Source organism: Spongisporangium articulatum, assembly GCF_044465595.1.
Taxonomy (GTDB): Bacteria; Actinomycetota; Actinomycetes; order Actinomycetales; family Kineosporiaceae; genus Spongisporangium; species Spongisporangium articulatum.
Window position 1 is genome coordinate 517,816 of the sequence record NZ_JBITLV010000002.1, and the last position, 24,358, is coordinate 542,173.

General features: G+C 71.1%; 21 protein-coding genes. 14 read left to right on the forward strand and 7 right to left on the reverse strand.

The window, feature by feature from the left end; translation table 11 throughout:
• Nucleotides 1-2 precede the first annotated feature (2 nt).
• The 4 genes from yjfF to ACIB24_RS08635 all read right to left on the reverse strand — a co-directional run bounded on the left by yjfF (nt 3) and on the right by ACIB24_RS08635 (nt 4,693).
• Nucleotides 3-1,022, reverse strand: a complete 1,020-nt coding sequence (yjfF, locus tag ACIB24_RS08620) for a galactofuranose ABC transporter, permease protein YjfF (RefSeq protein WP_398278135.1) — start codon at nt 1,020-1,022, stop codon at nt 3-5.
• On the reverse strand, nt 1,019-2,080 hold the full coding sequence (locus ACIB24_RS08625) for an ABC transporter permease (protein WP_398278138.1): 1,062 nt from the start codon (nt 2,078-2,080) through the stop codon (nt 1,019-1,021). The genes yjfF and ACIB24_RS08625 overlap by 4 nt, the downstream gene beginning before the upstream one ends.
• The gene (locus tag ACIB24_RS08630) at nt 2,077-3,621 is read right to left on the reverse strand and encodes a sugar ABC transporter ATP-binding protein (RefSeq protein ID WP_398278141.1); all 1,545 of its coding nucleotides are present in this window, start codon (nt 3,619-3,621) and stop codon (nt 2,077-2,079) included. Before ACIB24_RS08630 ends, ACIB24_RS08625 begins: the two co-directional genes overlap by 4 nt.
• 79 nt (nt 3,622-3,700) lie before the next feature.
• Nucleotides 3,701-4,693 (reverse strand): ABC transporter substrate-binding protein, encoded by a 993-nt coding sequence (locus tag ACIB24_RS08635; RefSeq protein ID WP_398278144.1) that lies wholly within the window; start codon nt 4,691-4,693, stop codon nt 3,701-3,703.
• A gap of 264 nt (nt 4,694-4,957) precedes the next feature.
• Between ACIB24_RS08635 and araB the strand changes: the two genes are divergently transcribed.
• From araB to ACIB24_RS08680, 9 genes are all read left to right on the forward strand, one after another.
• Complete coding sequence (gene araB / locus ACIB24_RS08640; protein WP_398278147.1) at nt 4,958-6,685, forward strand: ribulokinase; 1,728 nt, start codon at nt 4,958-4,960, stop codon at nt 6,683-6,685.
• Complete coding sequence (locus ACIB24_RS08645; RefSeq protein WP_398278150.1) at nt 6,682-7,356, forward strand: L-ribulose-5-phosphate 4-epimerase; 675 nt, start codon at nt 6,682-6,684, stop codon at nt 7,354-7,356. The genes araB and ACIB24_RS08645 overlap by 4 nt, the downstream gene beginning before the upstream one ends.
• A 41-nt stretch (nt 7,357-7,397) precedes the next feature.
• Entirely contained in the window at nt 7,398-8,903 is a 1,506-nt protein-coding gene (araA, locus tag ACIB24_RS08650; RefSeq protein ID WP_398278153.1) for an L-arabinose isomerase, read from the forward strand.
• 80 nt (nt 8,904-8,983) lie between these two features.
• The gene (gene chvE / locus ACIB24_RS08655; protein ID WP_398278156.1) at nt 8,984-10,111 is read left to right on the forward strand and encodes a multiple monosaccharide ABC transporter substrate-binding protein; all 1,128 of its coding nucleotides are present in this window, start codon (nt 8,984-8,986) and stop codon (nt 10,109-10,111) included.
• Nucleotides 10,112-10,258: 147 nt separating this feature from the next.
• On the forward strand, nt 10,259-11,764 hold the full coding sequence (gene mmsA, locus ACIB24_RS08660) for a multiple monosaccharide ABC transporter ATP-binding protein (RefSeq protein WP_398278798.1): 1,506 nt from the start codon (nt 10,259-10,261) through the stop codon (nt 11,762-11,764).
• A 3-nt stretch (nt 11,765-11,767) separates the two neighbouring features.
• Nucleotides 11,768-13,024 (forward strand): multiple monosaccharide ABC transporter permease, encoded by a 1,257-nt coding sequence (gene mmsB / locus ACIB24_RS08665; RefSeq protein WP_398278159.1) that lies wholly within the window; start codon nt 11,768-11,770, stop codon nt 13,022-13,024.
• Between the two features lie 39 nt (nt 13,025-13,063).
• Nucleotides 13,064-14,125 (forward strand): LacI family DNA-binding transcriptional regulator, encoded by a 1,062-nt coding sequence (locus tag ACIB24_RS08670; RefSeq protein WP_398278162.1) that lies wholly within the window; start codon nt 13,064-13,066, stop codon nt 14,123-14,125.
• A complete protein-coding gene (locus ACIB24_RS08675) occupies nt 14,118-14,459 on the forward strand; it encodes a histidine triad nucleotide-binding protein (RefSeq protein WP_398278165.1) in 342 nt (113 codons plus the stop codon). The genes ACIB24_RS08670 and ACIB24_RS08675 overlap by 8 nt, the downstream gene beginning before the upstream one ends.
• A 99-nt stretch (nt 14,460-14,558) precedes the next feature.
• On the forward strand, nt 14,559-15,680 hold the full coding sequence (locus ACIB24_RS08680; protein ID WP_398278168.1) for a PhoH family protein: 1,122 nt from the start codon (nt 14,559-14,561) through the stop codon (nt 15,678-15,680).
• On the opposite strand, the gene uvsE is transcribed toward ACIB24_RS08680, so the two are convergent.
• Complete coding sequence (gene uvsE / locus ACIB24_RS08685; RefSeq protein WP_398278171.1) at nt 15,677-16,567, reverse strand: UV DNA damage repair endonuclease UvsE; 891 nt, start codon at nt 16,565-16,567, stop codon at nt 15,677-15,679. The two genes, ACIB24_RS08680 and uvsE, sit on opposite strands and share 4 nt — an antisense overlap.
• Nucleotides 16,568-16,730: 163 nt before the next feature.
• On the opposite strand from uvsE, the gene ybeY reads away from it, so the two are divergent.
• Genes ybeY through ACIB24_RS08710 form a run of 5 tightly spaced genes read left to right on the forward strand, consistent with a single transcriptional unit; the run spans nt 16,731 to nt 21,044 of the window.
• Nucleotides 16,731-17,264 carry an rRNA maturation RNase YbeY gene (ybeY, locus tag ACIB24_RS08690; RefSeq protein ID WP_398278173.1) on the forward strand — a complete coding sequence of 178 codons (534 nt, stop codon included), beginning with the start codon at nt 16,731-16,733 and terminating at the stop codon, nt 17,262-17,264.
• Complete coding sequence (locus ACIB24_RS08695) at nt 17,261-18,574, forward strand: hemolysin family protein (RefSeq protein ID WP_398278176.1); 1,314 nt, start codon at nt 17,261-17,263, stop codon at nt 18,572-18,574. Before ybeY ends, ACIB24_RS08695 begins: the two co-directional genes overlap by 4 nt.
• Nucleotides 18,571-18,840, forward strand: coding sequence for a ribosomal protein L7/L12 (locus ACIB24_RS08700; protein ID WP_398278178.1), 270 nt, complete (start codon nt 18,571-18,573; stop codon nt 18,838-18,840). Before ACIB24_RS08695 ends, ACIB24_RS08700 begins: the two co-directional genes overlap by 4 nt.
• Nucleotides 18,837-19,745 carry a GTPase Era gene (gene era, locus ACIB24_RS08705; RefSeq protein ID WP_398278181.1) on the forward strand — a complete coding sequence of 303 codons (909 nt, stop codon included), beginning with the start codon at nt 18,837-18,839 and terminating at the stop codon, nt 19,743-19,745. Before ACIB24_RS08700 ends, era begins: the two co-directional genes overlap by 4 nt.
• Complete coding sequence (locus ACIB24_RS08710; RefSeq protein ID WP_398278184.1) at nt 19,746-21,044, forward strand: MFS transporter; 1,299 nt, start codon at nt 19,746-19,748, stop codon at nt 21,042-21,044.
• Between the two features lie 65 nt (nt 21,045-21,109).
• Here ACIB24_RS08710 and ACIB24_RS08715 read toward each other — a convergent pair whose 3' ends face one another.
• Together ACIB24_RS08715 and pta are read right to left on the reverse strand one after the other, a co-directional pair.
• Nucleotides 21,110-22,216 (reverse strand): acetate/propionate family kinase, encoded by a 1,107-nt coding sequence (locus ACIB24_RS08715; protein WP_398278187.1) that lies wholly within the window; start codon nt 22,214-22,216, stop codon nt 21,110-21,112.
• The gene (pta, locus tag ACIB24_RS08720; protein WP_398278190.1) at nt 22,209-24,323 is read right to left on the reverse strand and encodes a phosphate acetyltransferase; all 2,115 of its coding nucleotides are present in this window, start codon (nt 24,321-24,323) and stop codon (nt 22,209-22,211) included. The genes ACIB24_RS08715 and pta overlap by 8 nt, the downstream gene beginning before the upstream one ends.
• Nucleotides 24,324-24,358 lie beyond the last annotated feature (35 nt).

Below are 24,358 nucleotides of genomic sequence, written 5' to 3' on the forward strand. Positions count from 1 at the left end.
GGTCAGCGGGTGTCGCCGCGAGTGGTCACGGCCCGCTGCAGCAGCACGAACACGAAGAGGATGGCGCCCACGAACATCCGGGTCCACCACGAGCTGAGCGTCCCGTCGAAGGCGATCAGCGTCTGGATCAGGCCCAGGACCAGCACGCCGAGCACCGTGCCGAACACGTAGCCGACCCCGCCGGTCAGCAGCGTCCCGCCGATCACCACCGCCGCGATGGCGTCGAGCTCCATGCCGACGGCGTTCAGCGAGTACCCCGACAGCGTGTAGAAGGCCATCAGCACGCCGCCCAGGGCCGAGCAGAGGCCGCTGATCGCGTACACCGCGATCTTGGTGCGCCCCACGGCCAGGCCCATCAGCAGGGCCGACTGCTGGTTGCCGCCGATCGCGTAGACCGTGCGCCCGAACCGGGTCTGGTGCAACACGTAGGCCGCGACGGCCACGGTGGCCAGCGCGATCACCACGCTCCAGGTGACGGACAGGTCGCCCCCCAGCGGGATGCGTTTCGTGGCCAGGGCGGTGAACAGCTTGTCGTCGATCGGGATCGACTCGAGGCTGATCACGTAGCAGAGCCCGCGGGCCAGGAACATCCCGGCCAGGGTGGCGATGAAGGGCTGCACGTCGAAGACGTGGATCATCGTGCCCATCGCCGCCCCGAGCACCGTGCCGACCAGCAGCACGGTCGCGATCACGAGAAGCGGGTTCCAGTGCTGCTTCTCGAGCAGGCTGGCCGACAGCACGGTGGTCAGCGCGACGACCGACCCGACGGACAGGTCGATGCCGCCGGTCAGGATGACGAACGTCATCCCGACGCCGACCACGAGCAGGAAGCCGTTGTTGATGAACACGTCGAGCAGGACCTGCGGGTGCGAGAAGTTCTCGTACCGCAGGGCTCCCGCCGACCACATGGCCACGAGCAGGGCCAGGGTGGCCAGCACCGGGACGTGCCGCGGGTGCGGCCGGTAGGCCAGTGCCGACCGGACGACGCCGGGCGCCTCGGGCGCGGTCGTCGCCGTGCTCATGCGGTCACCTTCTCCCGCGTGGTCGGCCGCTCGGCGCGGGGCGGCGTCGACGGTTCGCGTCGTCGCCGGCGCAGCCGGCTCCGGAAGGCCGGCGACTGCAGCAGGCAGATGGCCGTCACCACGAGCGCCTTGACCAGCAGCGTGACCTCCTGCGGCACCCCGATGGTGAGGATGGTCGTGGTCAGCGTCTGGATCATCAGGGCGCCGATCACCGTCCCGGCCAGCGAGAACCGGCCGCCGGTCAGCGACGTGCCGCCGATCACGACCGCCAGGATGGCGTCGAGCTCGATCCACAGCCCCGCGTTGTTGCCGTCGGCGCTGTGCACGTTGGAGCTGATCATCAGGCCCGCGGCGGCGGCCGTGAGGGCGCAGAAGGTGTAGGCCAACCAGACGATGCGCCGAGAGCGGACCCCCGACAGCCGGCTTGCCGCGGCGTTGCCGCCGACCGCCTCGATCAGCAGCCCCAGGGCCGAGCGCCGCACCAGCACCGCCGAGACCGCGAAGACGGCCAGTGCGACGAGGATGGCGACGGGCAGCCCGAGCCAGTACCCGGCCCCCAGCTGCGCGTAGGGCGACGAGTTCACGGTGATGATCTGCCCGTCCGTGATCAGTTGCGCGATGCCGCGCCCGGCCACCATCAGGATCAGGGTCGCGATGATCGGCTGGATGCCCAGCACCGCCACCAGGAAGCCGTTCCACAGCCCGAGCGCCACGCCGAGGGCGAGCGCGGCCAACAGGGCGAACAGGACTCCGCCGAGCGCGTTCTGGTCGCCGAGCTTCGAGATCTGCAGGCAGGCCAGCGCACCCGCGATGGCCACGACCGACCCGACGGACAGATCGATGCCGCCCGTGGCGATCACCAGGGTCATGCCGATGCCGACCAGCATCAGCGGGGCGCCCAGCCGGAGGATGTCGATCAGGCTGCCGTACAGGTGACCCTGGCGGACCTCGACCGAGAAGAAGCCGGGGGTGAAGAACAGGTTCGAGGCCAGCAGCAGGAGCAGGACGACGACCGGCCAGAAGAGCCGGTGCCGGGTCACGGCCTGGAGGGCGTTCATGCGGGGGCCCCGCTCGCGATCAGCTCCATCACGGTCTCCTGGGTCAGGTCGGTGTTGTCGAGCTGGGCCACGAGGGTGCGGTCGCGCAGCACGGCCACCGTGTCCGCCAGCCGCAGGACCTCCTCGAGTTCGGCGGAGATGAACAGCACGGCCATCCCGTCGCGGGACAGGCCGGCGACGAGCTGCTGGATCTCGGCCTTGGCGCCGACGTCGATGCCCCGGGTCGGCTCGTCGAGGATGAGGATGGTCGGCTCGGTGGCCAGCCAGCGCGCCAGCAGCACCTTCTGCTGGTTGCCGCCGCTGAGGTGGCCCGCGGGCATCTCGGGGTCGGCGGGCCGGATGTCCAGGGCCTCGATGTACTTGCGCGCCACGGCGTCCTGGCGGCGGCGGGGGATGGGCCGCATCCAGCCACGCGCGGCCTGCATGGCCAGGACGACATTCTCCCGCACGCTGAGCTCGGCGAGGATGCCGTCGACCTTGCGGTCCTCGGGGCAGAAGGCCATGCCGTGCCGGATCGCCGCCACCGGGGAGCGCATCAGCCCCGGCGTCCCGTTCACCTCGAGGTCACCGGAGTCGGCCCGATCGGCCCCGAACAGGAGGCGCACGGTCTCCGTGCGTCCCGAGCCGAGCAGCCCGGCCAGGCCGAGCACCTCGCCGGAGTGCAGGGTGAGGTCGAGCGGTTCGACGGAGCCGGTGCGACCGAGGCCGTGCGCCCGCGTGACCACCGGCCGGGACCGCAACTCCTCGGGGTCGCGCACCGGCTGCTCCTCCAGCTCCTCGAGGACCTCGAGCTCCTTGCCGATCATCAGCGTGACCAGCTGGACCTGGCTGAGCTCAGCGGTGCGGTACTCGCCGACCAGCTTCCCGTTGCGCAGCACCGTCATCCGGTCGGCGATCTCGTAGACCTGGTCGAGGAAGTGGGAGACGAACAGGACCGCCACCCCCTCGTCGCGCAGCTGCCGGACGACGCGGAACAGCTGCTGCACCTCCTCGGCGTCGAGGCTGGAGGTGGGTTCGTCGAGGACCAGCACCCGGGCCGAGACGTCGATGGCCCGGGCGATCGCCACGAGCTGCTGGACCGCGATCGAGTGGCTGCTCAGGGCCGAGCCGGGGTCGAGGTCGAGGTCGAGGCGGGCGAGCAGATCGCGGGTGCGGCGCCGCATCTCGCCCCACTGGATGCGGCCGAACCGGCGGGGTTCGCGGCCGATGAAGAGGTTCTCCGCCACCGACAGGTTGGGGCAGAGATTGACCTCCTGGTAGACGGTGCTGATGCCCGCGGCCTGCGCCTCCTGCGGGCTGGTGACCTCGAGGTCGGCGCCGTCGAGGCGGACCGTGCCGCCGTCGCGGCGGTGGACGCCGGTGAGCACCTTGATCAGGGTCGACTTCCCGGCGCCGTTCTCGCCCATCAGGGCGTGCACCTCGCCGGGGAGGAGGCGGAAGTCGACCCCGTCGAGGGCCGTTACGCCGGGGAAGGTCTTGCGCACCCCGCGCATGGTGAGGACGGCCTGGGCGTCGCCGTCGTCGTCCCTGTCGTCGTCCATGCTGCTCCTCGCGCTCGTCGTCGAGCCGTCGGCGGTGGCCGCACCCGCCGAGCGGATGCGGCCACCTTCGAGTGTGACCTCAGTACTGCCGGCTGGGGAGGGCCTCCTTGGCCTGAGCCTGGTCGAAGGTCGTCTCCTTGGTCTCGACGCGCTTCGGGATGCTCTGCCCGTCGACCACCTGCTTGGCCAGGTCCATCAGTTGCGGCCCGAGCAGGGGGTTGCACTCGACGATGTAGTTGATCTCGCCGTCGGCCAGGGCCTGCATGCCGTCGTGGACCGCGTCCACCGTGATGATCTTGATGTCCTTGCCGGGCGTCAGGCCGGCCGCCTTGATCGCCTCGATGGCCCCCAGACCCTCGTCGTCGTTGTGCGCGTACAGCACGTCGATGTCCTTGTGGGCCTTCAGGAACGCCTCCATCACCTGCTTGCCGCCGGCGCGGGTGAAGTCACCGGTCTGGGACGCGATGATCTTGATGTTCGGGCTCGCCTTGGTGGCGTTGCGGAAGCCCTCGGCCCGGTCGAGCGCCGGGGCGGAACCCGTCGTCCCGCTGATCTCCACGACGTTGGTGGGCTTGGAGCCCGCGTCCTTCACCAGCCACTCGCCGGCCTTCTCGCCCTCCTTGATGAAGTCGGAGCCGAGGAAGGTGGCGTAGAGCGAGGTGTCCTTGGAGTCGACCGCCCGGTCGGTGAGGATCACCGGGATCTTGGCGGCCTTGGCCTCCTGCAGCACCGGGTCCCAGCCCGACTCCACGACGGGGGAGAAGGCGATGACGTCGACCCGCTGCTGGATGTAGGACCGGATCGCCTGGATCTGGTTGGCCTGCTTCTGCTGCGCGTCCGAGAACTTCAGCGTGATACCGGCGCTGGTGGCCGACTCCTGGATGGACTTGGTGTTGGCCGTGCGCCAGCCGCTCTCGGCACCGACCTGGGCGAAGCCCATCGTGATCTTGTCGCCGCCGGAACCTCCGGAACCGGTCGAACCGCCGCTGCCGCCGCCGCAGGCCGACAGCAGGCCGGTGACCGCGACCACGCCCGCGAGCGCGGTGAGCATCCGTTTGCGCAATTTCCCCATCTCCCTTGATCGAGACTTCAACGCCCGTCGGACGTCCCTGTGACCGCAGTCACTTGCAGGGAGTGTGAACGGTAACAAGGCGGACGGTCAACGACCTGAGGTAACAGATCCGTAACGTATGGGCGAGTGATTGAGGATCGAACCTTTGTCCCACTAGTGCCGTTCTGCCTGCGGCAATAGATCTCTTGACACGACCCCGGTCGGTAGCCCACTCTCGCCTCACCGTGCTGTGAACGTTCACACGCCACTGTCAAGGGAGACGGGATGACGACCGAACCTGTGCACCGCGCCGCCGCCGGGGCGCTCGTCGTCGGGATCGATTACGGCACCCTCTCCGGTCGCGCCTCGGTCGTGCGGGTGGCCGACGGTGTCGAGCTCGGCAGCGCGGTGCACCCCTACGGGCACGGTGTGCTGGAGCGGGCGCTGCCCTCCGGCGTCCCGCTCGGCCCGGACTGGGCGCTGCAGGTGCCGCAGGACTACGTCGACGTGCTGCGGCACGCCGTCCCCGCCGCGCTGGCCGCCGCCGGGGCCGACCCCGCCGACGTCATCGGCGTCGCCACCGACTTCACGGCCTGCACCGTCCTGCCCACCACCGCCGAGGGCACCCCGCTGTGCGAGCTGCCCGATCTCACGGACCGCCCGCACGCCTACGTGAAGCTGTGGAAGCACCACGCCGCCCAGCCGCACGCCGACCGGATCAACGCGCTGGCCCACGAGCGCGCGGAGCCGTGGATCGCGCGCTACGGCGGCAAGCTCAGCTCCGAGTGGGAACTGGCCAAGGGCCTGCAGCTGTTCGAGGAGGACCGCGAGGTCTACGACGCGACGGCGCACTGGGTCGAGGCCGCCGACTGGATCGTCTGGCAGCTGAGCGGCGTCTACGTGAGCAACGCCTGCACGGCCGGCTACAAGGCCGTCCGCCAGGACGGCGCCTACCCCTCAGCCGAGTTCCTGGAGGCGTTGAGCCCCGGCTTCGGCGGGTTCTTCACCGACAAGGTGGAGCAAACCATCGGTCGGCTGGGGGAGCGGGCCGGTGGGCTGAGCGCCGAGGCCGCGGCCTGGACCGGCCTGCACGAAGGCATCGCCGTCGCCGTGGGCAACGTCGACGCGCACGTCACAGCCCCTGCGGCCCAGGCGGTCTCGCCGGGTCAGATGGTGGCCATCATGGGCACGTCGACGTGTCACGTGATGAGTTCGGACCACCTCGCCGAGGTGCCGGGCATGTGCGGTGTGGTGGACGGCGGCATCGTCGACGGCCTCTGGGGGTACGAGGCCGGGCAGAGCGGGGTGGGCGACATCTTCGCCTGGTTCGTGGAGTCCGGTCTGCCCCCGGCGTACCGGGAGGCCGCCGCGGCGCGCGGGCTCGACCCGCACGAGTACCTGACCGAATTGGCCGCCGCGCAACCCGTCGGCGCGCACGGTCTCGTCGCCCTCGACTGGCACAGCGGCAACCGGTCGGTCCTCGTCGACCACGACCTCAGCGGTCTCGTCCTCGGCACCACCCTGGCCACCCGGCCCGAGGAGGTGTACCGCGCCCTGCTGGAGGCCACCGCGTTCGGCACCCGGATGATCGTCGAGACCTTCGGCGCCGCTGGGGTTCCCGTCGACGAGCTGATCGTCGCGGGGGGCCTGCTGAAGAACCGGATGCTGATGCAGATCTACGCCGACGTCACCGGCCTGCCGCTGAGCGTGCTCGACTCCGAGCAGGGGCCGGCGCTCGGCTCGGCCATCCACGCCGCCGTCGCGGCCGGCGCCTACCCCGACGTGCGGGCCGCCGCCGCGGCGATGGGTCGCGTCGTGCGGCACGCCTACCTGCCCGACCCCGGGGCGGTCGAGGTCTACGACGTCCTGTACCGCGAATACGCCCGGCTGCACGACTACTTCGGGCGGGGCGAGGCGGCCGGGGGCAACGACGTCATGCGCCGCCTGACCGACCTGCGCCGCCGGGTGCGCAGCGCGAGCGCGGCGCCCGTCCTGGAGGGGAGCGCCCCGTGACCATCACCGCCGAGATCCGGGAGACCGTCGCCGGGCTGCGGGCCGAGGTGGCCCGGCTGCACGCGGAACTACCCCGCTACGGGCTCGTGGTCTGGACGGCGGGCAACGTCTCGGCCCGCGTGCCCGGCCGCGAACTGGCCGTCATCAAACCGTCCGGGGTCGGCTACGACGAGCTGGACGCCGCCGCGATGGTCGTGGTCGATCTGGACGGGCGGCTCGTCGACGGGGAGCGCGCACCCTCGTCCGACACGGCCGCGCACGTCCACGTCTACCGGCAGCGGCCCGACATCGGCGGCGTCGTGCACACGCACTCGCCGTACGCGACCGCCTGGTCCGCCCGCCGCGAACCCATCCCGTGCGTGCTCACGATGATCGCCGACGAGTTCGGCGGCGACATCCCGGTCGGGCCCTTCGCGCTGATCGGCGACGACTCCATCGGCCGCGGGATCGTCGAGACGCTGGCCGGCAGCCGCTCACCCGCCGTCCTCATGGCCCACCACGGGCCGTTCACGGTCGGGCCCGACGCCCGCGCCGCCGTCAAGGCCGCGGTGATGCTCGAAGAGGTGGCCCGCACGGTGCACCTGGCCCGGCAGCTCGGGCCCGTCGACCGGTTGTCCGGCGCCGACGTCGACCGTCTCTTCGACCGCTACCAGAACGTCTACGGCCAGTGACCACCCGCCCTACTCAGCACCGTCGCGAGCAGAGGAACGCCATGAACCGCACCGAGCCGCTCACCGTCTGGTTCCTCACCGGCAGCCAGGGGCTGTACGGGGACGACGTCCTCGACCAGGTCGCGGAGCACGCCCGATCGATCGCGGCCACGTTGGGCGCCTCGACGCACCTGCCCGTCGCCGTGGTGGCCCGGCCGGTGCTCACGGACAGCAGCTCGATCCGCCGGATCATGCTGGAGGCCAACGCCGACGACTCGTGCGTCGGCCTGATCGCCTGGATGCACACGTTCTCGCCCGCGAAGATGTGGATCTCGGGGCTCGACGTCCTGGACAAGCCGCTGCTGCACCTGCACACGCAGGCCAACGAGGCGCTGCCCTGGCAGTCCATCGACATGGACTTCATGAACCTCAACCAGGCGGCCCACGGCGACCGCGAGTTCGGGTACGTGCAGGCCCGGCTCGGGGTCGCGCGGACCACCGTGGTGGGTCACGTGGCCCAGCCGCGCACGGCCGAACGCGTCGGGGTGTGGGCCCGGGCGGCCCTCGGCCGGCACGCCCTGCGCCACCTGCGGGTCGCCCGGTTCGGCGACAACATGCGCGACGTCGCCGTCACCGAGGGGGACAAGGTCGAGGCCGAGCGCCGGTTCGGCGTCTCCGTGAACGGCTACGGCGTCAACGCGCTGGCCGACGCCGTGCACGCCACCGACGACGCGGCGGTGACGGAACTGGTCAAGGAGTACCAGGACGTCTACGACGTGGCCGATGAGCTGCGGACCGGCGGAGAACGGCACGAGTCGCTGCGCTACGGCGCACGGATCGAGCTGGGCCTGCGGACGTTCCTCACCGAGGGTGGCTTCGGGGCGTTCACGACGAACTTCGAGGACCTGGGCGCGCTGCGCCAGCTGCCCGGTCTCGGCGTGCAGCGGCTGATGGCCGACGGCTACGGCTTCGGCGGCGAGGGGGACTGGAAGACCGCGGTCCTCCTGCACACGCTGAAGGCGATGGCCGAGGGGCTGCCCGGCGGCACCTCGTTCATGGAGGACTACACCTACCACCTGGTCCCGGGCGAGGAGCTGGTCCTCGGGGCGCACATGCTGGAGGTCTGCCCGTCCATCGCGGCGGGGCGCCCCCGGGTGGAGATCCACCCGTTGGGCATCGGGGCCCGTGAGGACCCGGTCCGGCTGGTCTTCGACGCGGACCCGGGCCCGGCCGTCGTCCTCGGGCTGGCCGACCTGGGCGAGCGGTTCCGGTTCGTGGCCAACGAGATCGAGGTCGTCACCCCGCCCGAGCCGTTGCCGGCGCTGCCGGTCGCGCGGGCCGTCTGGCGCCCGGCGCCCGACCTCGCCACGTCGGCCGAGGCCTGGCTCACCGCCGGGGGCCCGCACCACACGGTGCTGTCCCGGGCCCTGACCGCGCAGCACCTGGACGACCTCGCCGAGATGCTGCGCACCGAACTGGCCCTGATCGACGCCGGCACCGACGTCCGGCGGTTCACCCGAGAACTGCGCTGGAACCAGGCGTACCACCGCCTGGCCCAGGGCCTCTGAGCGCACCACCCGAACCATCCCGATCCATCCCTGCACCACACACCGGCGGCCGAGGAGCCGTCGCCCACCAGGAGGACAGAATGCGACGAAGCATCCGACTCACCGGCCTGGCCCTCGGCCTGGCCGTGAGTCTCACCATGGCCGCCTGCGGCTCCAGCGAGAAGACGGCCGGGCAGACGGACACCGGCGGCTCGGTCAAGGGGTCCCTGATCGGGGTCACCATGCCCACGAAGTCGTCCGAGCGGTGGATCGCCGACGGCAACAACGTCAAGGCGGGTCTCGAGAAGCTCGGGTACAAGGTCGATCTCGAGTACGCGGAGAACGACATCCCGACCCAGGTGAACCAGCTGGAGAACCAGATCACCCGCGGGGCCAAGGTTCTGGTCGTCGCCGCGATCGACGGCACGGCCCTGACCAACCAGCTGCAGGAGGCCGCCGACAAGGGCATCAAGGTCATCTCCTACGACCGGCTCATTCGCAACAGCCCGAACGTCGACTACTACGCCAGCTTCGACAACTACAAGGTCGGCGTCGAGCAGGCCACGTCGCTGCTGGTCGGTCTGGGCGTCAAGAACGAGGACGGCAGCGAGGGGTCGAAGAAGGGGCCCTTCAACATCGAGGTCTTCGCGGGCTCGCCCGACGACAACAACGCCACCTTCTTCTTCAACGGGGCGATGGACACGCTCAAGCCGTACCTCGACAACGGCACGCTGAAGATCAAGAGCGGTGAGAAGGCCTTCAAGACGGTCGCCATCCTGCGGTGGGACCCGGGAACAGCCCAGAAGCGGATGGAGGACCTGCTCACCAAGAGCTACCGCGACGCGACGGTGCAGGGGGTGCTCTCGCCGTACGACGGTCTGAGCATCGGCATCCTGTCGGCGCTGAAGAGCAACGGCTACGGGACCTCCGGGCGCCCCTACCCGGTCGTGACCGGGCAGGACGCCGAGCAGGCCTCGGTGAAGTCGATCATCGCGGGTGAGCAGTACTCCACGATCTTCAAGGACACCCGCAAGCTGGCCGACGTCGCGGTCTCGATGAGCGACGCCGTGCTCAACGGCAAGACCCCCGAGGTCAACAACACCAAGGACTACGACAACGGCGAGAAGGTCGTGCCCTCATACCTTCTCGACCCGGTGATCGTGAACAAGTCCAACTACAAGGAGGTCCTGGTCGACTCCGGGTACTACACGGAGGACGACCTGTCCTGACCGTCCCCTGAACCGGAGGTGGCGGGCGCTTGCGCCCCCTTGCGCCCGTCACCTCCACCCCACCCCCAGCCCCAACCGGCGTTCGTGTCCCGGGTGAGAGAGCCCGAGTGAGAGAGGAGGCCGACCGTGCCCGAACCCATCCTGCGGATGCGCGGCATCGGCAAGTCCTTCCCCGGCGTGCAGGCCCTCCAGGACGTCAACCTGACGGTCCGGGAGGGGGAGATCCACGCCATCTGCGGGGAGAACGGCGCCGGGAAGTCGACGCTGATGAAGGTCCTGTCCGGCGTCCACCCCTACGGCGACTACGAGGGCGACATCGTCTTCGACGGCGAGGGCTGCCGGTTCGCGGACATCCGCGACAGCGAGCGGCGGGGCATCGTGATCATCCACCAGGAGCTCGCGCTGTGCCCCGAGCTGTCCATCGCCGAGAACATCTTCCTCGGCAACGAGACGTCGCGCTTCGGGCTGATCGACTGGGACGCCACGAACGACCGGGCGGCCCGCCTGCTGGCCCGGGTGGGGCTCGACGAGAACCCCACCACGAAGATCGTCGACCTCGGCGTCGGCAAGCAGCAGCTGGTGGAGATCGCCAAGGCGCTGGCCAAGCGGGTCCGCCTGCTGATCCTGGACGAGCCGACGGCGGCGCTGAACGACGACGACTCCGCGCACCTCCTGGACCTCCTGCGCGGCCTGCGCGACCAGGGCATCACGTGCGTGATCATCTCGCACAAGCTGAACGAGATCGCGGCCGTCGCCGACACGACCACGGTGATCCGGGACGGGCGCACGATCCGCACCCTGGACATGCGGGAGTCGGTCACCGAGGAGCAGATCATCTCGCTGATGGTCGGGCGCGACCTCGAGCACCGGTACCCGCCCCGTGAGCCGCGCATCGGGGACGAGGTGCTGCGGATCGAGAACTGGACCGTGCACAGCCCCACCCAGCACGGGCGCGTCCTCGTGGACGGCGCCACGCTCAGCCTGCGGGCCGGCGAGATCGTCGGCCTCGCGGGGCTGATGGGCGCGGGCCGCACGGAACTGGCGATGAGCGTCTTCGGCCGCAGCTACGGGGTCGACATCAGCGGACAGCTGTACCTGCGTGGGCGCCCGATCCAGGCCCGCTCCGTGCAGGAGGCCATCCGACACGGCATCGCCTACGTCACCGAGGACCGGAAACGCTACGGGCTCAACCTGATCGACGACATCAAGCGGAACGTCTCCGCCGCCGGCCTCGGCAAGCTCGCCCGTCGCGGCTGGGTGGACGACCACCGGGAGCTGGAGACCGCCGAGGGGTTCCGGCGCAGCCTGAACATCAAGGCGCCCAACGTCTCCGCCATCACCGGCAAGCTCAGCGGCGGCAACCAGCAGAAGGTCGTCCTCTCCAAGTGGATCTTCACCGATCCCGAGGTGCTGATCCTCGACGAGCCGACCCGCGGGATCGACGTCGGCGCCAAGTTCGAGATCTACACCATCATCAATTCGCTTGCCGCCCAGGGCAAAGCGGTCCTGGTGATCTCCTCCGAACTGCCCGAGCTGCTCGGCATCTGCGACCGCATCTACACCCTGGCCGACGGCCGGATCACGGCCGAGGTCCCCCGCGAGGCGGCCACCCAGGAACTGCTCATGCACCACATGACCCGAGAACAGGAGTGACCGATGGCCACCACCGAATCGGCTGCCGGCCCGTCGCCGGCGACACCGGCGGCGCCCAGCCCGACGACCGGTCGCGGCCCCGCGTTCGTCCCCGGCAACCTGCGCCAGAGCGGCATCTACATCGCCTTCGCGCTCATCGTCCTGCTCTTCACGGTGCTCACCGACGGCGGGCTGCTCGAAGCGCAGAACCTGTCCAACATCATCGTCCAGAACAGCTACATCCTGATCCTGGCGATCGGGATGATCCTGATCATCATCGCCGGGCACATCGACCTGTCGGCCGGTTCGGTGGTCGCGGCCACCGGCGCGTTCTCGGCCGTGCTGATGGTGGAGCACGACGTCCCGTGGGGGGTGGCCATCCCGGCGACCCTGCTGATGGGGGCGGCCATCGGGGCCTGGCAGGGCTACTGGGTGGCCTACTTCGGCATCCCCGCGTTCATCGTCACCCTGGCCGGGATGCTGATCTTCCGGGCGGTCACGCTGACCATCCTCGGCAACCAGGGCATCGGCCCGTTCCCCGACGACGTCCGCTCCCTGGCCAACGGGTTCCTGCCCGGCTACCTGGGCAACGTCGGGCTCGGCGCGCTCGGCGGCGCGGACCTGTTCACCCTGATCGTCGGCGTCCTGCTCGTGCTGTGCGTGTTCTGGGTGCAGTGGCGGGCTCGGGCCGCGCGGCGCGGCTACGGCCAGCCGGTCGACCCGCTGCCGCTGTTCGTCGCCAAGGTGGCGGCGCCCGCGGTCGTGATGATGTTCGTCGTCGTGCAGCTGGCCCGGTTCAAGAACCTGCCCTGGGTGCTCATCCTGCTCGGGGTGCTGGCCGTCGGGTACAGCCTGCTCACCAGCCGGGCCGTGTTCGGCCGTCACATCTACGCCATCGGCGGCAACCTCAACGCGGCCACGCTGTCGGGGGTGAAGGTCAAGTCCGTCACGTTCTGGATCTTCGTCAACATGGGCGTCCTGGCCGCCGTCGCCGGCATCATCTTCGCCGGCCGGCTCAACCAGGCCGGGCCCACGGCCGGGACGAACTTCGAGCTGGACGCGATCGCCGCCGCCTTCATCGGGGGCGCCGCGGTGCAGGGCGGGGTGGGCCGGGTGGTCGGGGCCATCACCGGTGGCCTGATCATGGGCGTGATCAACAACGGGATGTCCCTGCTCGGGTCGCCGAGTGAGCGGGTCATGCTGGTCAAGGGCCTGGTGCTGCTGGCGGCCGTGGCCTTCGACGTGTGGACCAAGCGGCGGGCGGGGGCCAGTGCCCGCTAATGCCGGGCCACGCCCACCCCGAGAGCTAGAGTCCGCCCCATGACCAGCTCGCCGACCGCCGCGGCCGGCGACGAACCCGCGGCCCGCGCGCGGCGCCGTCCGGGCATGCACGACGTGGCCCGGCTGGCCGGGGTCTCGCACCAGACGGTCTCGCGCGTGCTCAACGACAGCGCCAGCGTCAGTTCCCGGACCCGGGCGCTGGTGCTGGCGGCCATCGACGAGCTCGGCTACCGGCCGAACACCGCCGCGCGCACCCTGGTCACGGGCCGCTCGAAGACGCTGGGCCTGGTCACCGTGGGCGGCGCGCTGTACGGACCGATGTCGATGCTCTACGGGATCGAGGCGGCGGCCCGCGAGCGCGGGTACATCCTCACCGTCGCCAACGTCGGCGGCGGCGAGGGCGACGCCGTCGAGCGGGCCCTGCTGCGGCTGGAACGGCAGGGCGTCGAGGGCATCGTCGTCGTCGCCCCCCTGACCTCCGTCGGCGAGTCGCTGGGGTCGGTCGCCCCGCACCTGCCGCTGGTGGCGGTCGAGAGCTCGCTGGACGCGACCTTCCCGGTGATCGCCGTCGACCAGGCCGCGGGTGCGCACGCGGCGACCCGGCACCTGCTCGACCTGGGGCACCCCACCGTCTGGCACGTGGCCGGGCCCGAGCACTGGTACGAGGCGCAGGACCGGATCACCGGCTGGACGGCGGCCCTGCAGGCGGCCGGGGCCGACGTCCCGCCCCTGCTGCGCGGCGACTGGAGCCCCCGGTCCGGGTACGAGGTCGGCCAGATCGTCAGCCGGATGTCCGACGTGACCGCCCTGTTCGTCGGCAACGACCCGATGGCGCTCGGCGTGCTGCGGGCGCTGCGCGAGCACGGTCGCGACGTGCCGGGCGACATCAGCGTGGTCGGCTTCGACGACATCCCCGAGGCGGAGTACTTCAGCCCGCCGCTGACCACCGTGCGCCAACCGTTCGAGGAGGTCGGGCGCCGCAGCCTCAGCGCCCTGCTCGAGGAACTCGACGCCGGCCGGATGCGGCCCGGGCGGATCGTCATCCCGCCCGAGCTCGTCGTCCGGGGCAGTACCGCGCCCTACGCTGCTGTCCGTGACTGATCCGGACTGCATCTTCTGCAAGATCGTCGCCGGGGAGATCCCCAGCGACCGCGTCTACACCGGCGACCGGGTGATCGCGTTCCGCGACATCAACCCGGTCGCGCCCGTGCACATCCTGGTCGTCCCGGTCGACCACCACCCCGACGTGGTGGCGCTCGCCGAGGCCGACGACACCCTGCTGCACGAGCTGGTCACCGTGGCCGGGGAGATCGCGAAGGCCGAGGCGGGCGGGCAGTTCCGGCTGGTCTTCAACACGGGTGCGGACGCCGGTCAGAGCGTCTTCCACGTGCACGGACACGTGATCGCGGGCCGGATGGACCACCTGCCCGGGTGAAAAATGGACCTGCCGCGGGATGACCTGGGTCGTTACCATGGTTGTCGCCCACAGAACTGGGCGTAGCCGAGACCCGGAAGGCGGTCGACCCCGACCCTCATGACGGAACCGAAGAACTCCACCCGCCAGCCCGCCACGCCGGAATTGTCCGGCCCGGGGTCCGCGGAGGCAGTGCACCGGATCGTCGTGCCGGCCGAGGTCAACATGGTCGCCCTGCTGGGCGCCCGGGACGAGGTGCTCCGCGCGGTCGAGCGGTCGTTCTCCCGCGCCGACATCCACGTGCGCGGCAACGAGATCACCGTGACCGGCCCGTTCGGCGAGGTGGCCCTCGTCGAGCGGCTGATCGACGAGCTGCTGGCCGTGGTCGGGGCCGGGCAGGTGCTGACCGCCGACGCCGTCGAGCGGTCCATCGGCATGCTGCGGCAGCAGACCAAGGAGCGCCCGGCCGAGGTGCTCACGCTGAACATCCTGTCCAGCCGCGGCCGCACGATCCGCCCGAAGACGTTGAACCAGAAGCGCTACGTCGACGCGATCGATGAGCACACGGTGGTCTTCGGCATCGGCCCGGCCGGTACCGGCAAGACGTACCTGGCCATGGCCAAGGCCGTGCAGGCGCTGCAGGCCAAGCAGGTCAACCGCATCATCCTGACCCGACCCGCGGTGGAGGCCGGCGAGCGGCTCGGCTTCCTGCCCGGGTCGCTGACCGAGAAGATCGACCCGTACCTGCGCCCGCTGTACGACGCGCTGCACGACATGATCGACCCCGAGTCGATCCCGCGGCTGATGGCCGCCGGCACCATCGAGGTCGCCCCCCTCGCGTACATGAGGGGCCGCACCCTGAACGACGCGTTCATCATCCTCGACGAGGCTCAGAACACGACGCCCGAGCAGATGAAGATGTTCCTGACCCGGCTCGGGTTCGGCTCGAAGGTCGTGGTGACCGGTGACGTCACGCAGGTCGACCTGCCCGGCGGCACCCAGTCGGGCCTGCGCGTCGTGCAGAACATCCTGGAGGGCATCGAGGACATCCACTTCTCGCGCCTGACCAGCCAGGACGTCGTCCGGCACCGGTTGGTCGGCGAGATCGTCGACGCCTACGGCCGGTGGGACGAGGAGCAGCAGCTCACCACCCAGCAGATGAGCCGTCCCGGCCCGCGCCAGCCGCAGGACCGGCAGGCGCCCCAGCGCGGCGGGTTCACCCGTCGCGACAGGGCCCGTTAGGGCAGCCCGAGTTCGTCCAGCACCACCCGGGCCTGCATCGCGCTGGCCTCCTTGTTCTTGATCTCCAGCATCACGTCGACGTCGCGCCCACGCAGCCGCCGCACGAATGAGCGGAAGTCCTCCACGTCGAGGGTCTGCGTGTGCGCGCCCACCCGCTTGGCGTCGTCCTGCGTCGAGTAGTCGACCATCGGCGTCCCGTCGGCCGCCGACCAGGTGCCGCGGGCGGCGTCCAGCGCCTTCAGCTGGGTCTCGCCGGCGTTCTTGACCGTGTGATGCAAGGTGTCGAAAAGAACTGGGATGCCAGTCTTCTCGTGTAGTCGCAGGCAGTCGGCCACGCTCGCGGTGCGCTCGTCGTTCTCGATCACGAGGCGGTCGCGCACGATCTGCGGCAGCTGCGCGTACCGCCGGGCGAACACGTCGAAGGCGCCCTCGGGGTCGCCGTGCAGGCCGCCGAGGTGGATCTGGAACTTGTGCGTGCGGTCCAGCCCGAGCGCCTCCAGCAGCTCCGCGTGATAGGTCAGCTCCGCGACGCTGGCGGCGTACGTCGTCTCGGTCGGCGAGTTCAGCACCACGAACTGGCCGAGGTGCAACGAGATGCGCAGGTCGTGGGCGCGCACGTACTCGCCCAGCGCGCCGAGCTCGGCGGCGAACCGCGCCCGCCAGTCGTAGTCGCGGGCCACCGGGTGGCTGGCGAACGGGATCAGGTTCGAGGTGATCCGGAAGAACGTCAGCCGGTGTTCGACGTTCCAGGCCAGCACGCGGCCCAGGCAGGCCAGATTGGCCTCGATCGTGGCGGTCATCCGCTCGTCGCTGAACGACGCGAGCCGGAAGGTGCCCGAACAGCGGCAGGAGAGCGCCTGGTTGATCGCCGGGTAGCCGATGCGCATGGCCCGATCCTGCGGGCGGTCGGCGGACGACGCCCGCCCAGCTGCTCCTGACCAAGATCACCGACAGCGCCCGGTTTCTGCGAGTAGAACTCGGCGAAACCCGGCATTTCCGGTGATCATGCCGCGGCGAGCGCAGGCCGCCGGATGCGCGACAATGCTCGGCGTGAGCATCGAGGTCAACAACGAGAGCGGGGTCGAGGTCGACGAGGCCGAGATCTCCGCCCTGGCCACGCACGTGATCGCCGCCATGCGCGTGCACCCGCAGGCGGAGCTGTCGGTCATGCTGGTCGACGAGGGCGCCATGGAGCAGCTGCACATCCAGTGGATGGACGAGCCCGGCCCGACCGACGTGCTCAGTTTCCCCATGGACGAGCTGCGCCCCGGCAAGGACGGCGACGAACCGCAGCCCGGCCTGCTCGGCGACATCGTGCTCTGCCCGGCCGTCGCCAAGCAGCAGGCCCGCAAGGCCGGGCACTCCACCGAGGAGGAGCTGCTCCTGCTGACGACGCACGGCATCCTGCACCTGCTCGGGTTCGATCACGCCGAGCCGGAGGAGGAGAGGGAGATGTTCGCGCTGCAGCGCAAGCTGCTCCTGACGTTCCTGGCCGAGCAGGGCCGTCCGGCGATCAAGGCGCCGGAACCGACCACCGGGTCGCACGCCCCGCGCGCGGGCACGGATCCGGGTTCCGGGTCGTGACCCAACTGATCCTGCTGGCGGTCGCGCTGACCGTCCTCGCCGGGCTGGCCGCCGCGTCGGAGGCGGCGCTGTCCCGGATCGGGCGCACGCACGCCGCGGAACTCGCCGCGGCCCGCCGTCCCGGCGCCGCCGCCCTGGCCCGGGTCGCCGAGGACCCGGCCCCCGTGCTGTCGGTGGCCACGCTCCTGCGGGTCTCGTCCGAGTCGGGCGCCGCGGTCAGCGTCGTGATGATCATGATCCAGATCTTCGGCACCGGCTGGCGGGCCGGGCTGGTCGCGACCGCGGTGATGGCGGCCGTGTCGTTCGTCGCCGTCGGTGTGGGCCCGCGCACGCTGGGGCAGCAGTACGCCGAGGGCATCGCGCTGCGCGCCGCCCCCGGACTGAGCGCCCTGACCAGCGTGCTCGGGCCGCTCGCGCAGCTGCTGGTCGGGGTCGGCAACATGCTCACCCCGGGCCGCGGCCGCCGGTACGGCCCGTTCGCCTCGGAGGCCGAACTGCGCCACATCGTGGACCGGGCCGGCGAGAACGAGCTGCTGGAGGCCGACGAGCGCAAGATGATCCACTCGGTCATCGACCTCGGCGACACCCTGACCCGCGAGGTCATGGTGCCGCGCACCGACGTCGTCAGCGTCGACCACGAGACTCCGCTGCACAGCGCGATGTCCCTGTTCCTGCGGTCCGGGTTCTCCCGGGTGCCCGTGGCTGGTGAGGGCAACGACGACATCGTGGGCATCCTCTATCTGAAGGACGTCGCGCGCCGGCTGCACGAGCACCCCGAAGCGGGGGAGACGCCAGTCGAAACCATCATGCGCAGGCCGGTCTTCGTGCCGGACAGCAAACCCGCAGACGCCCTGCTGCGCGAGATGCAGCACGCCGGGCACGCCGCCGTCGTCGTCGACGAGTACGGCGGCACCGCCGGTCTGGTCACCATCGAGGACATCCTCGAGGAGATCGTCGGTGAGATCGCCGACGAGTACGACACCGACACCCCCGAGCACGAGCAGCTGGACGACGGGACCTGGCGGGTCAGCTCGCGGCTGCACATCGCCGACCTCGGGGAGGTCGTCGGGGTCGAGCTGGACGACGAGGAGGTCGACACCGTGGGCGGGCTGCTCTCGAAAGCCATCGGGCGCGTGCCGATCACGGGGTCGAAGGCCGAGGTGGCCGGGCTGGAGCTGACCGCCGAACGGTTCGAGGGGCGCCGGCACCACCTGGCCACCGTGCTGGTCCGGCGGCTGCCCGAGGCGGAGCTCGAGGAACGCGAGGCGCGTGAGCGTGACCAGCGCGAGCACGAGAGGAGCCGGCGGTGAAGCTGTTCAACCGGGGCCCCAAGGCCGTCTACACCGAGCCCGGTGAGTTCCGCGTGGTCCTGCAGTTGCCGGGCGCGCAGCCGCTGCTCGTGGTCCGGGAGCTGCGCCGAGTCTCGACGCTGGACCTGGAGGCGGCCGTGGCGGTGGTCAAGGATGCCCCGGCGATCGTCGTCGAAGGGCTGAGCGAGGCCAGCGCCGGCGCGGTCGTGGAGAGGCTGGTGCGCGCGGGCGGGCGAGCCGTGACGCATCCGATGGAGAACCTGTGACTGACGAATTCCGTTCCGGCTTCGCGTGTTTCGTGGGGCGGCCCAACGCCGGCAAGTCGACCCTCACCAACGCTCTGGTGGGGGAGAAGGTCGCGATCACCTCGTCGCGGCCGCAGACCACGCGGCACACCATCCGCGGCATCGTGCACCGGCCGGACGCGCAGCTGGTGCTCGTCGACACGCCCGGCCTGCACCGCCCGCGCACCCTGCTCGGCGAGCGGCTGAACGACCTGGTGCGCGAGACGCTGCTCGAGGTCGACGTGATCGGTTTCTGCCTGCCCGCCGACGAGAAGCTCGGCCCCGGCGACAAGTTCATCGCCCGCGAGCTGGCCGACGTGCGGCGCACACCCGTCGTGGCGATCGTGACCAAGACGGACAAGGTGCCCCGCGCCCGGGTGGCCGAGCACCTGATGGACGTGCAGGACGCGTGTCCGTTCGCGGCCGACATCGTGCCCGTCTCGGCGCAGGACGGGTTCCAGGTCGACGTGCTCACCGACGTCCTGGTCGGGCACCTGCCGCCCGGGCCGGCGCTGTACCCGGAGGGCGAGCTCACCGACGAGCCCGAGTCGGTGATGATCGCGGAGCTGGTGCGTGAGGCCGCCCTCGAGGGTGTGCGCGACGAACTGCCGCACTCGCTCGCCGTGGTCGTGGACGAGATCGTCCCGCGCGAGGACCGGCCGGACGACGACCCGCTGCTCGACGTCCGGGTGCAGCTGTTCGTCGAACGGGACAGCCAGAAGGCGATCATCATCGGCCGGGGCGGCTCGCGGCTGCGCGAGGTGGGCACGAACGCCCGGCAGGAGATCCAGCGGTTGCTCGGCACCCGCGTGCACCTGGACCTGCGGGTGAAGGTCGCCAAGGACTGGCAGCGGGACCCGAAGCAGATGCAGCGGCTGGGGTTCTGAGTGGCCGCTGCCTCCGACCGGCCGGCCCGTCGGCTGCTGGCCGACCTGACCCCGCTGCGGGTCAACCCCGCGTACCGGCGGATGTGGTTCGGGCTGTCGCTGTCGGGGATCGGCGCGCAGTTGACCACCGTCGCCGTCGGGCTGCAGGTGTACGACCTGACCCGGTCGACGTTCAAGGTCGGCCTCGTGGGGCTGTTCGCGCTGGTGCCCCTGATCGCGGCCGGGTTGTACGGCGGCTCGGTGATCGACGCGCTCGACCGGCGCCGGGTCATCATCACGACGGCGTCCGGGATCCTGCTCTGCGCGGTCGCTTTCACGGTGCAGGCGGTGGCCCACGTCGACCACGTGTGGTTGTTGTACGGGCTGGTGTCGGTACAGAACGTCTTCTACCCGGTCAACTCCTCGGCCCGGGCCACCATCACGCCGCGGCTGATCGGGCGTGAGCTGCTGCCGGCGGCCAACGCGCTGAACAGCGTGTCGATGGGCGTGAGCTTCACGCTCGGCCCGCTGCTGGCCGGCCTGCTGGTGGCCTGGGTGGGGTTCGGAGGCGCCTACGCCGTCGAGGCCGTGCTGCTGGTGTTCGCGCTGACCACGCTCGTGGCCCTGCCGTCGCTGCCGCCCGAGGGCGAGGTCAGCCGGTCCGGGATCCGTTCCGTGCTGGAGGGTTTCGCGTATCTCGGCACCCGGCCCAACGTGCGGATGACGTTCCTCGTGGACATCGCCGCGATGGCGCTGGCCATGCCGCGCGTGCTGTTCCCGGCCTTGGCCGCGACCAGGCTCGGGGGTGGGGCGACGACCGTGGGCATCCTGTCGGCCGGGGTGGCGGTCGGGACGACCCTCGCCGGGCTCTTCTCCGGCCCGCTCGGGCACGTGCGGCGCCAGGGGGTGGCGGTCCTGATGTCCGTGCTGGCGTGGGGGGCGTTGATCGCGTTGTTCGGGGTGGTCGTCGCGGCCTCGCCGGGCCCGGACGCCGACGGTGGCATGCGCTGGTGGATCTGGCCCGCGGCCTTCGTTCTCGCTTGCGCCGGGGCCGCCGACGCGGTCTCCGGGGTGTTCCGGAACACGATCCTGCAGACCGCGACCCCCGACGCGATGCGCGGCCGGTTGCAGGGCGTCTTCTTCGTGGTGGTGGCCGGTGGCCCGCGGCTGGGCGACCTGCTGCTCGGCGCCGTGGCCGACGTCAGCGCCGAGACGGTGGCCGCGATCGCCGGCGGCCTGGCCTGCGTCGTCGTGGTGCTCCTGCTGGCGAGGTTCCAACCGGGCTTCGCCCGCTACGACGCCGCCGACCCCACCCCGTGACCCCATCCCCCCTTCTCGTGATCATGGAAAGTTCTACTGGAGGCGCAGAGTAGAACTTTCCATGATCACGAGGAGAGGTGGGGGAGGCAGTGGCGGGCGATCTGGAGCTCCTCGTCCGTCGGGACGACGAGCACCGTCACCGGTGAACCGTCCCGCGAGATCACGCGCGGCCCCGAACCCGACGTGTTGCGGGCCGGGTCGAGTGCGATGCCCAGGTGCTCCAGCCCCTCGACCGCGGAAGCGCGTACCTCCGCACTGTTCTCGCCGACGCCCGCAGTGAAGACCAGGACGTCGAGGCCACCGAGCAGGGCCAGGTAGCCGCCGATGTACTGCTGCACCCGGTGCGCGTAGACGTCGAGCGCGAGCCCCGCGGCTGCATCACCGTCTGCGGCCGCGGTCTGCACGTCCCGCATGTCGGCGTGCCCGGTCAACCCGAGGAGCCCGCTGCGCTTGTTCAGCAGGGTGTCGACCTCGTCCAGAGACATCCCCTGGCGCAACAGGTGCAGCACCGCGCCGGGGTCGAGATCACCGCCCCGGGTGCCCATCACGAGCCCCTCCATCGGCGTCAGCCCCATCGACGTGGCCACCGACCGGCCGTCCCGCACCGCGCACGCCGACGCCCCGTTCCCGAGGTGCAGCACGATCAGCCGCGCGGCGGGCGACCCCAGGAACGCGGCGGCCACCTCGGACACGTACTCGTGCGACGTCCCGTGGAACCCGTACCGCCGCACCCCGAACCGCTCGGCCACGGAGGCGTCGATCGCGTAGGTCGACGCCTCGTCGGGGATCGTCGCGTGGAAGGCGGTGTCGAACACGGCGACCTGCGGCACGTCCGGGAAGGCCGTACGCGCCGCGCGGATGCCGACGGCGGCCGGCGGGTTGTGCAGCGGAGCGAGCTCGGCGAGCTCATCGATCCCGGCCAGCACGTCGTCGTCCACCAGGGTCGGGGCCCGAAACCGCTCGCCACCGTGCACGATCCGGTGCCCGACGGCCTCGGGGGCCAGGTCGGGCACCTCGCGCAGCACCTGGTCCAGGGCCGCCGCGTGGTCGGGCACCTCGTCCGAGCCGATCCGCTCCACCAGCCCTGACGCGAGCACCTGCTCCGAAGGCATCGCGATCAGCCGGTACTTCAGCGACGACGACCCGCTGTTGAGGACGAGAACCTCAGGCATCGGCCTGCACCGCCGTGATCGCGACCGTGTTCACGATGTCCCGGACCGTCGTCCCGCGGGACAGGTCGTTCACCGGCCGGCGCAACCCCTGCAGCACCGGGCCGATGGCCAACGCGCCCGCCGAGCGTTGCACCGCCTTGTACGTGTTGTTGCCCGTGTTCAGGTCGGGGAACACGAACACCGTGGCCCGCCCGGCCACCGGCGAACCGGGCAGCTTGCTCTCGCCGACCTCGGGGTCGGCGGCCGCGTCGTACTGCATCGGCCCCTCGACGATGAGGTCGGGCCGTCTCGACTTCACGAGAGCGGTTGCCTCCCGGACCTTGTCGACGTCCGCTCCGCTGCCGGAGTCGCCCGTCGAGTAGGAGAGCATCGCCACCCGCGGGTCGATGCCGAACTGGGCGGCCGTGGCCGCCGAGGAGATCGCGATGGTGGCCAGCTGCTCGGCGTCCGGGTCGGGCACCACCGCGCAGTCGCCGTACACGAGCACCCGGTCGGCCAGGGCCATCAGGAACACGCTCGACACGACCGACACCCCGTCGGCGCGGCCGACGATCTCGAACGCCGGCCGGATCGTGTGCGCGGTGGTGTGCGCGGCCCCCGACACCATCCCGTCGACCATGCCGAGATGCACCATCATCGTGCCGAAGTACGAGACGTCGGGTACCACGTCGTAGGCCGCCTCGGGCGTGACGCCGCGGTGGGCGCGCAGTTTCGCGTACTCGTCGGCGAACCGGGCGCGCAGGTCCTCGTCGTACGGCGAGACCACCGCGGCCGCCGAGATGTCCACCCCCAGGCGCGAGGCCCGGGCCCGCACCCGGTCCTCGTCCCCGAGGATGGTCAGCCGCGCGATCCGCCGGGACAGCACCGTGGCCGCCGCCCGCAGCACCCGGTCGTCCTCGCCCTCGGGCAGCACGACGTGTTTGTCCGCGGCCCGGGCCCGCTCGGTCAGCAGGTGCTCGAACATCAGGGGCGTGACGACGTCCGTCGCGCTCAGGTCGAGCCGGTCGAGCAGCTGCTCCGCGTCGACGGCGGCCTCGAACAGGGCCAGCGCCGTGTCGAACTTGCGGGGCGACTCGGCGGCCAGCCGCCCGCGTGACGCGATCACCCGGGCGGTCGTCTCGAAGGTGTCCAGCGGGCTGCGCACGATCGGCAGCCGGACCTTCAGGCCGGCGATGAGTTGCCGCACGGGCTCGGCCAGGTCGAGACCGCCGTTCAGGATGATCCCGGTCAGCGACGGGTACGTGCCCGACGCGCTGGCCAGCATCACCGCCAGGACGACGTCGGGCCGGTCGCCGGGAACCACCACGACGGCGCCCTCCGTCAGCCGCGGCAGCACGTGCTCCACCGACATGGCGGCCACCACCACGCCCAGCGCCTCCCGGCCCAGCAGCGATTCGTCGCCGAACGCGAGCTCGCCGTCGACCGCCCCGACCAGGGTGGAGAACCCGGGGGCGACCAGGTACGGGTCCTCCGGGACGGCCCACACAGGCAGCCGGACGCCGGTCGCGGCCTCGGCGGTCGAGCCCACCTCGGCCACGGTGTCGGGGATCGACGCGGGGTCGGCCCGGTTGACGACGACCGCCAGCACCTGGGCGTGCGCGGCCACCAGCTCGCGGCCGGCCGCCTCCGCCACCGCGGCCACGTCGTGCGGGACCCGCGGTTCGGCCTGGCCGAGGTAGCCGCGGCCCGCGGGGTCGCGCCCGCTGAGCACCAGCACGACCGGCGTCCCGAGGTTGGCGGCGACCCGGGCGTTGAACGACAGCTCGGTCGGGGTGCTCACGTCGGTGTAGTCGGAGCCGACCACGACCACCGCGTCGCAGGCGGCCTCCACGGCCTTGTACCGCTCGACGATCCGGGCCAGCGCGGCGTCCGCATCGTCGTGCACGTCGTCGTAGCTGACGCCCACGGCGTCGTCGTAGGCCTGCTCGGCGGTGGCGTGCTCGAGCAGCAGCTGCAGCACGTAGTCGGGTTCGGAGCTGCTGCGGGTGATCGGCCGGAACACGCCGACGTGCCGGACCTGGCGGCTGAGCAGGGTCAGCAGCCCGAGCGCGACGATCGACTTGCCGGAGTGCCCCTCGACGGAGGCGACGTACACGCTGCGGGCCACACCCCAAAACTACGGGGCCGAGCCGAACCGCAGGC

Coding starts and splice junctions, on each gene's coding strand:
- yjfF (WP_398278135.1), bottom strand. CDS start 1,022: ATGAGCACGGCGACGACCGCGCCCGAGGCGCCCGGCGTCGTCCGGTCG.
- ACIB24_RS08625 (WP_398278138.1), bottom strand. CDS start 2,080: ATGAACGCCCTCCAGGCCGTGACCCGGCACCGGCTCTTCTGGCCGGTC.
- ACIB24_RS08630 (WP_398278141.1), bottom strand. CDS start 3,621: ATGGACGACGACAGGGACGACGACGGCGACGCCCAGGCCGTCCTCACC.
- ACIB24_RS08635 (WP_398278144.1), bottom strand. CDS start 4,693: ATGGGGAAATTGCGCAAACGGATGCTCACCGCGCTCGCGGGCGTGGTC.
- araB (WP_398278147.1), top strand. CDS start 4,958: ATGACGACCGAACCTGTGCACCGCGCCGCCGCCGGGGCGCTCGTCGTC.
- araA (WP_398278153.1), top strand. CDS start 7,398: ATGAACCGCACCGAGCCGCTCACCGTCTGGTTCCTCACCGGCAGCCAG.
- chvE (WP_398278156.1), top strand. CDS start 8,984: ATGCGACGAAGCATCCGACTCACCGGCCTGGCCCTCGGCCTGGCCGTG.
- mmsA (WP_398278798.1), top strand. CDS start 10,259: ATGCGCGGCATCGGCAAGTCCTTCCCCGGCGTGCAGGCCCTCCAGGAC.
- mmsB (WP_398278159.1), top strand. CDS start 11,768: ATGGCCACCACCGAATCGGCTGCCGGCCCGTCGCCGGCGACACCGGCG.
- ACIB24_RS08670 (WP_398278162.1), top strand. CDS start 13,064: ATGACCAGCTCGCCGACCGCCGCGGCCGGCGACGAACCCGCGGCCCGC.
- ACIB24_RS08680 (WP_398278168.1), top strand. CDS start 14,559: ATGACGGAACCGAAGAACTCCACCCGCCAGCCCGCCACGCCGGAATTG.
- uvsE (WP_398278171.1), bottom strand. CDS start 16,567: ATGCGCATCGGCTACCCGGCGATCAACCAGGCGCTCTCCTGCCGCTGT.
- ACIB24_RS08715 (WP_398278187.1), bottom strand. CDS start 22,216: ATGCCTGAGGTTCTCGTCCTCAACAGCGGGTCGTCGTCGCTGAAGTAC.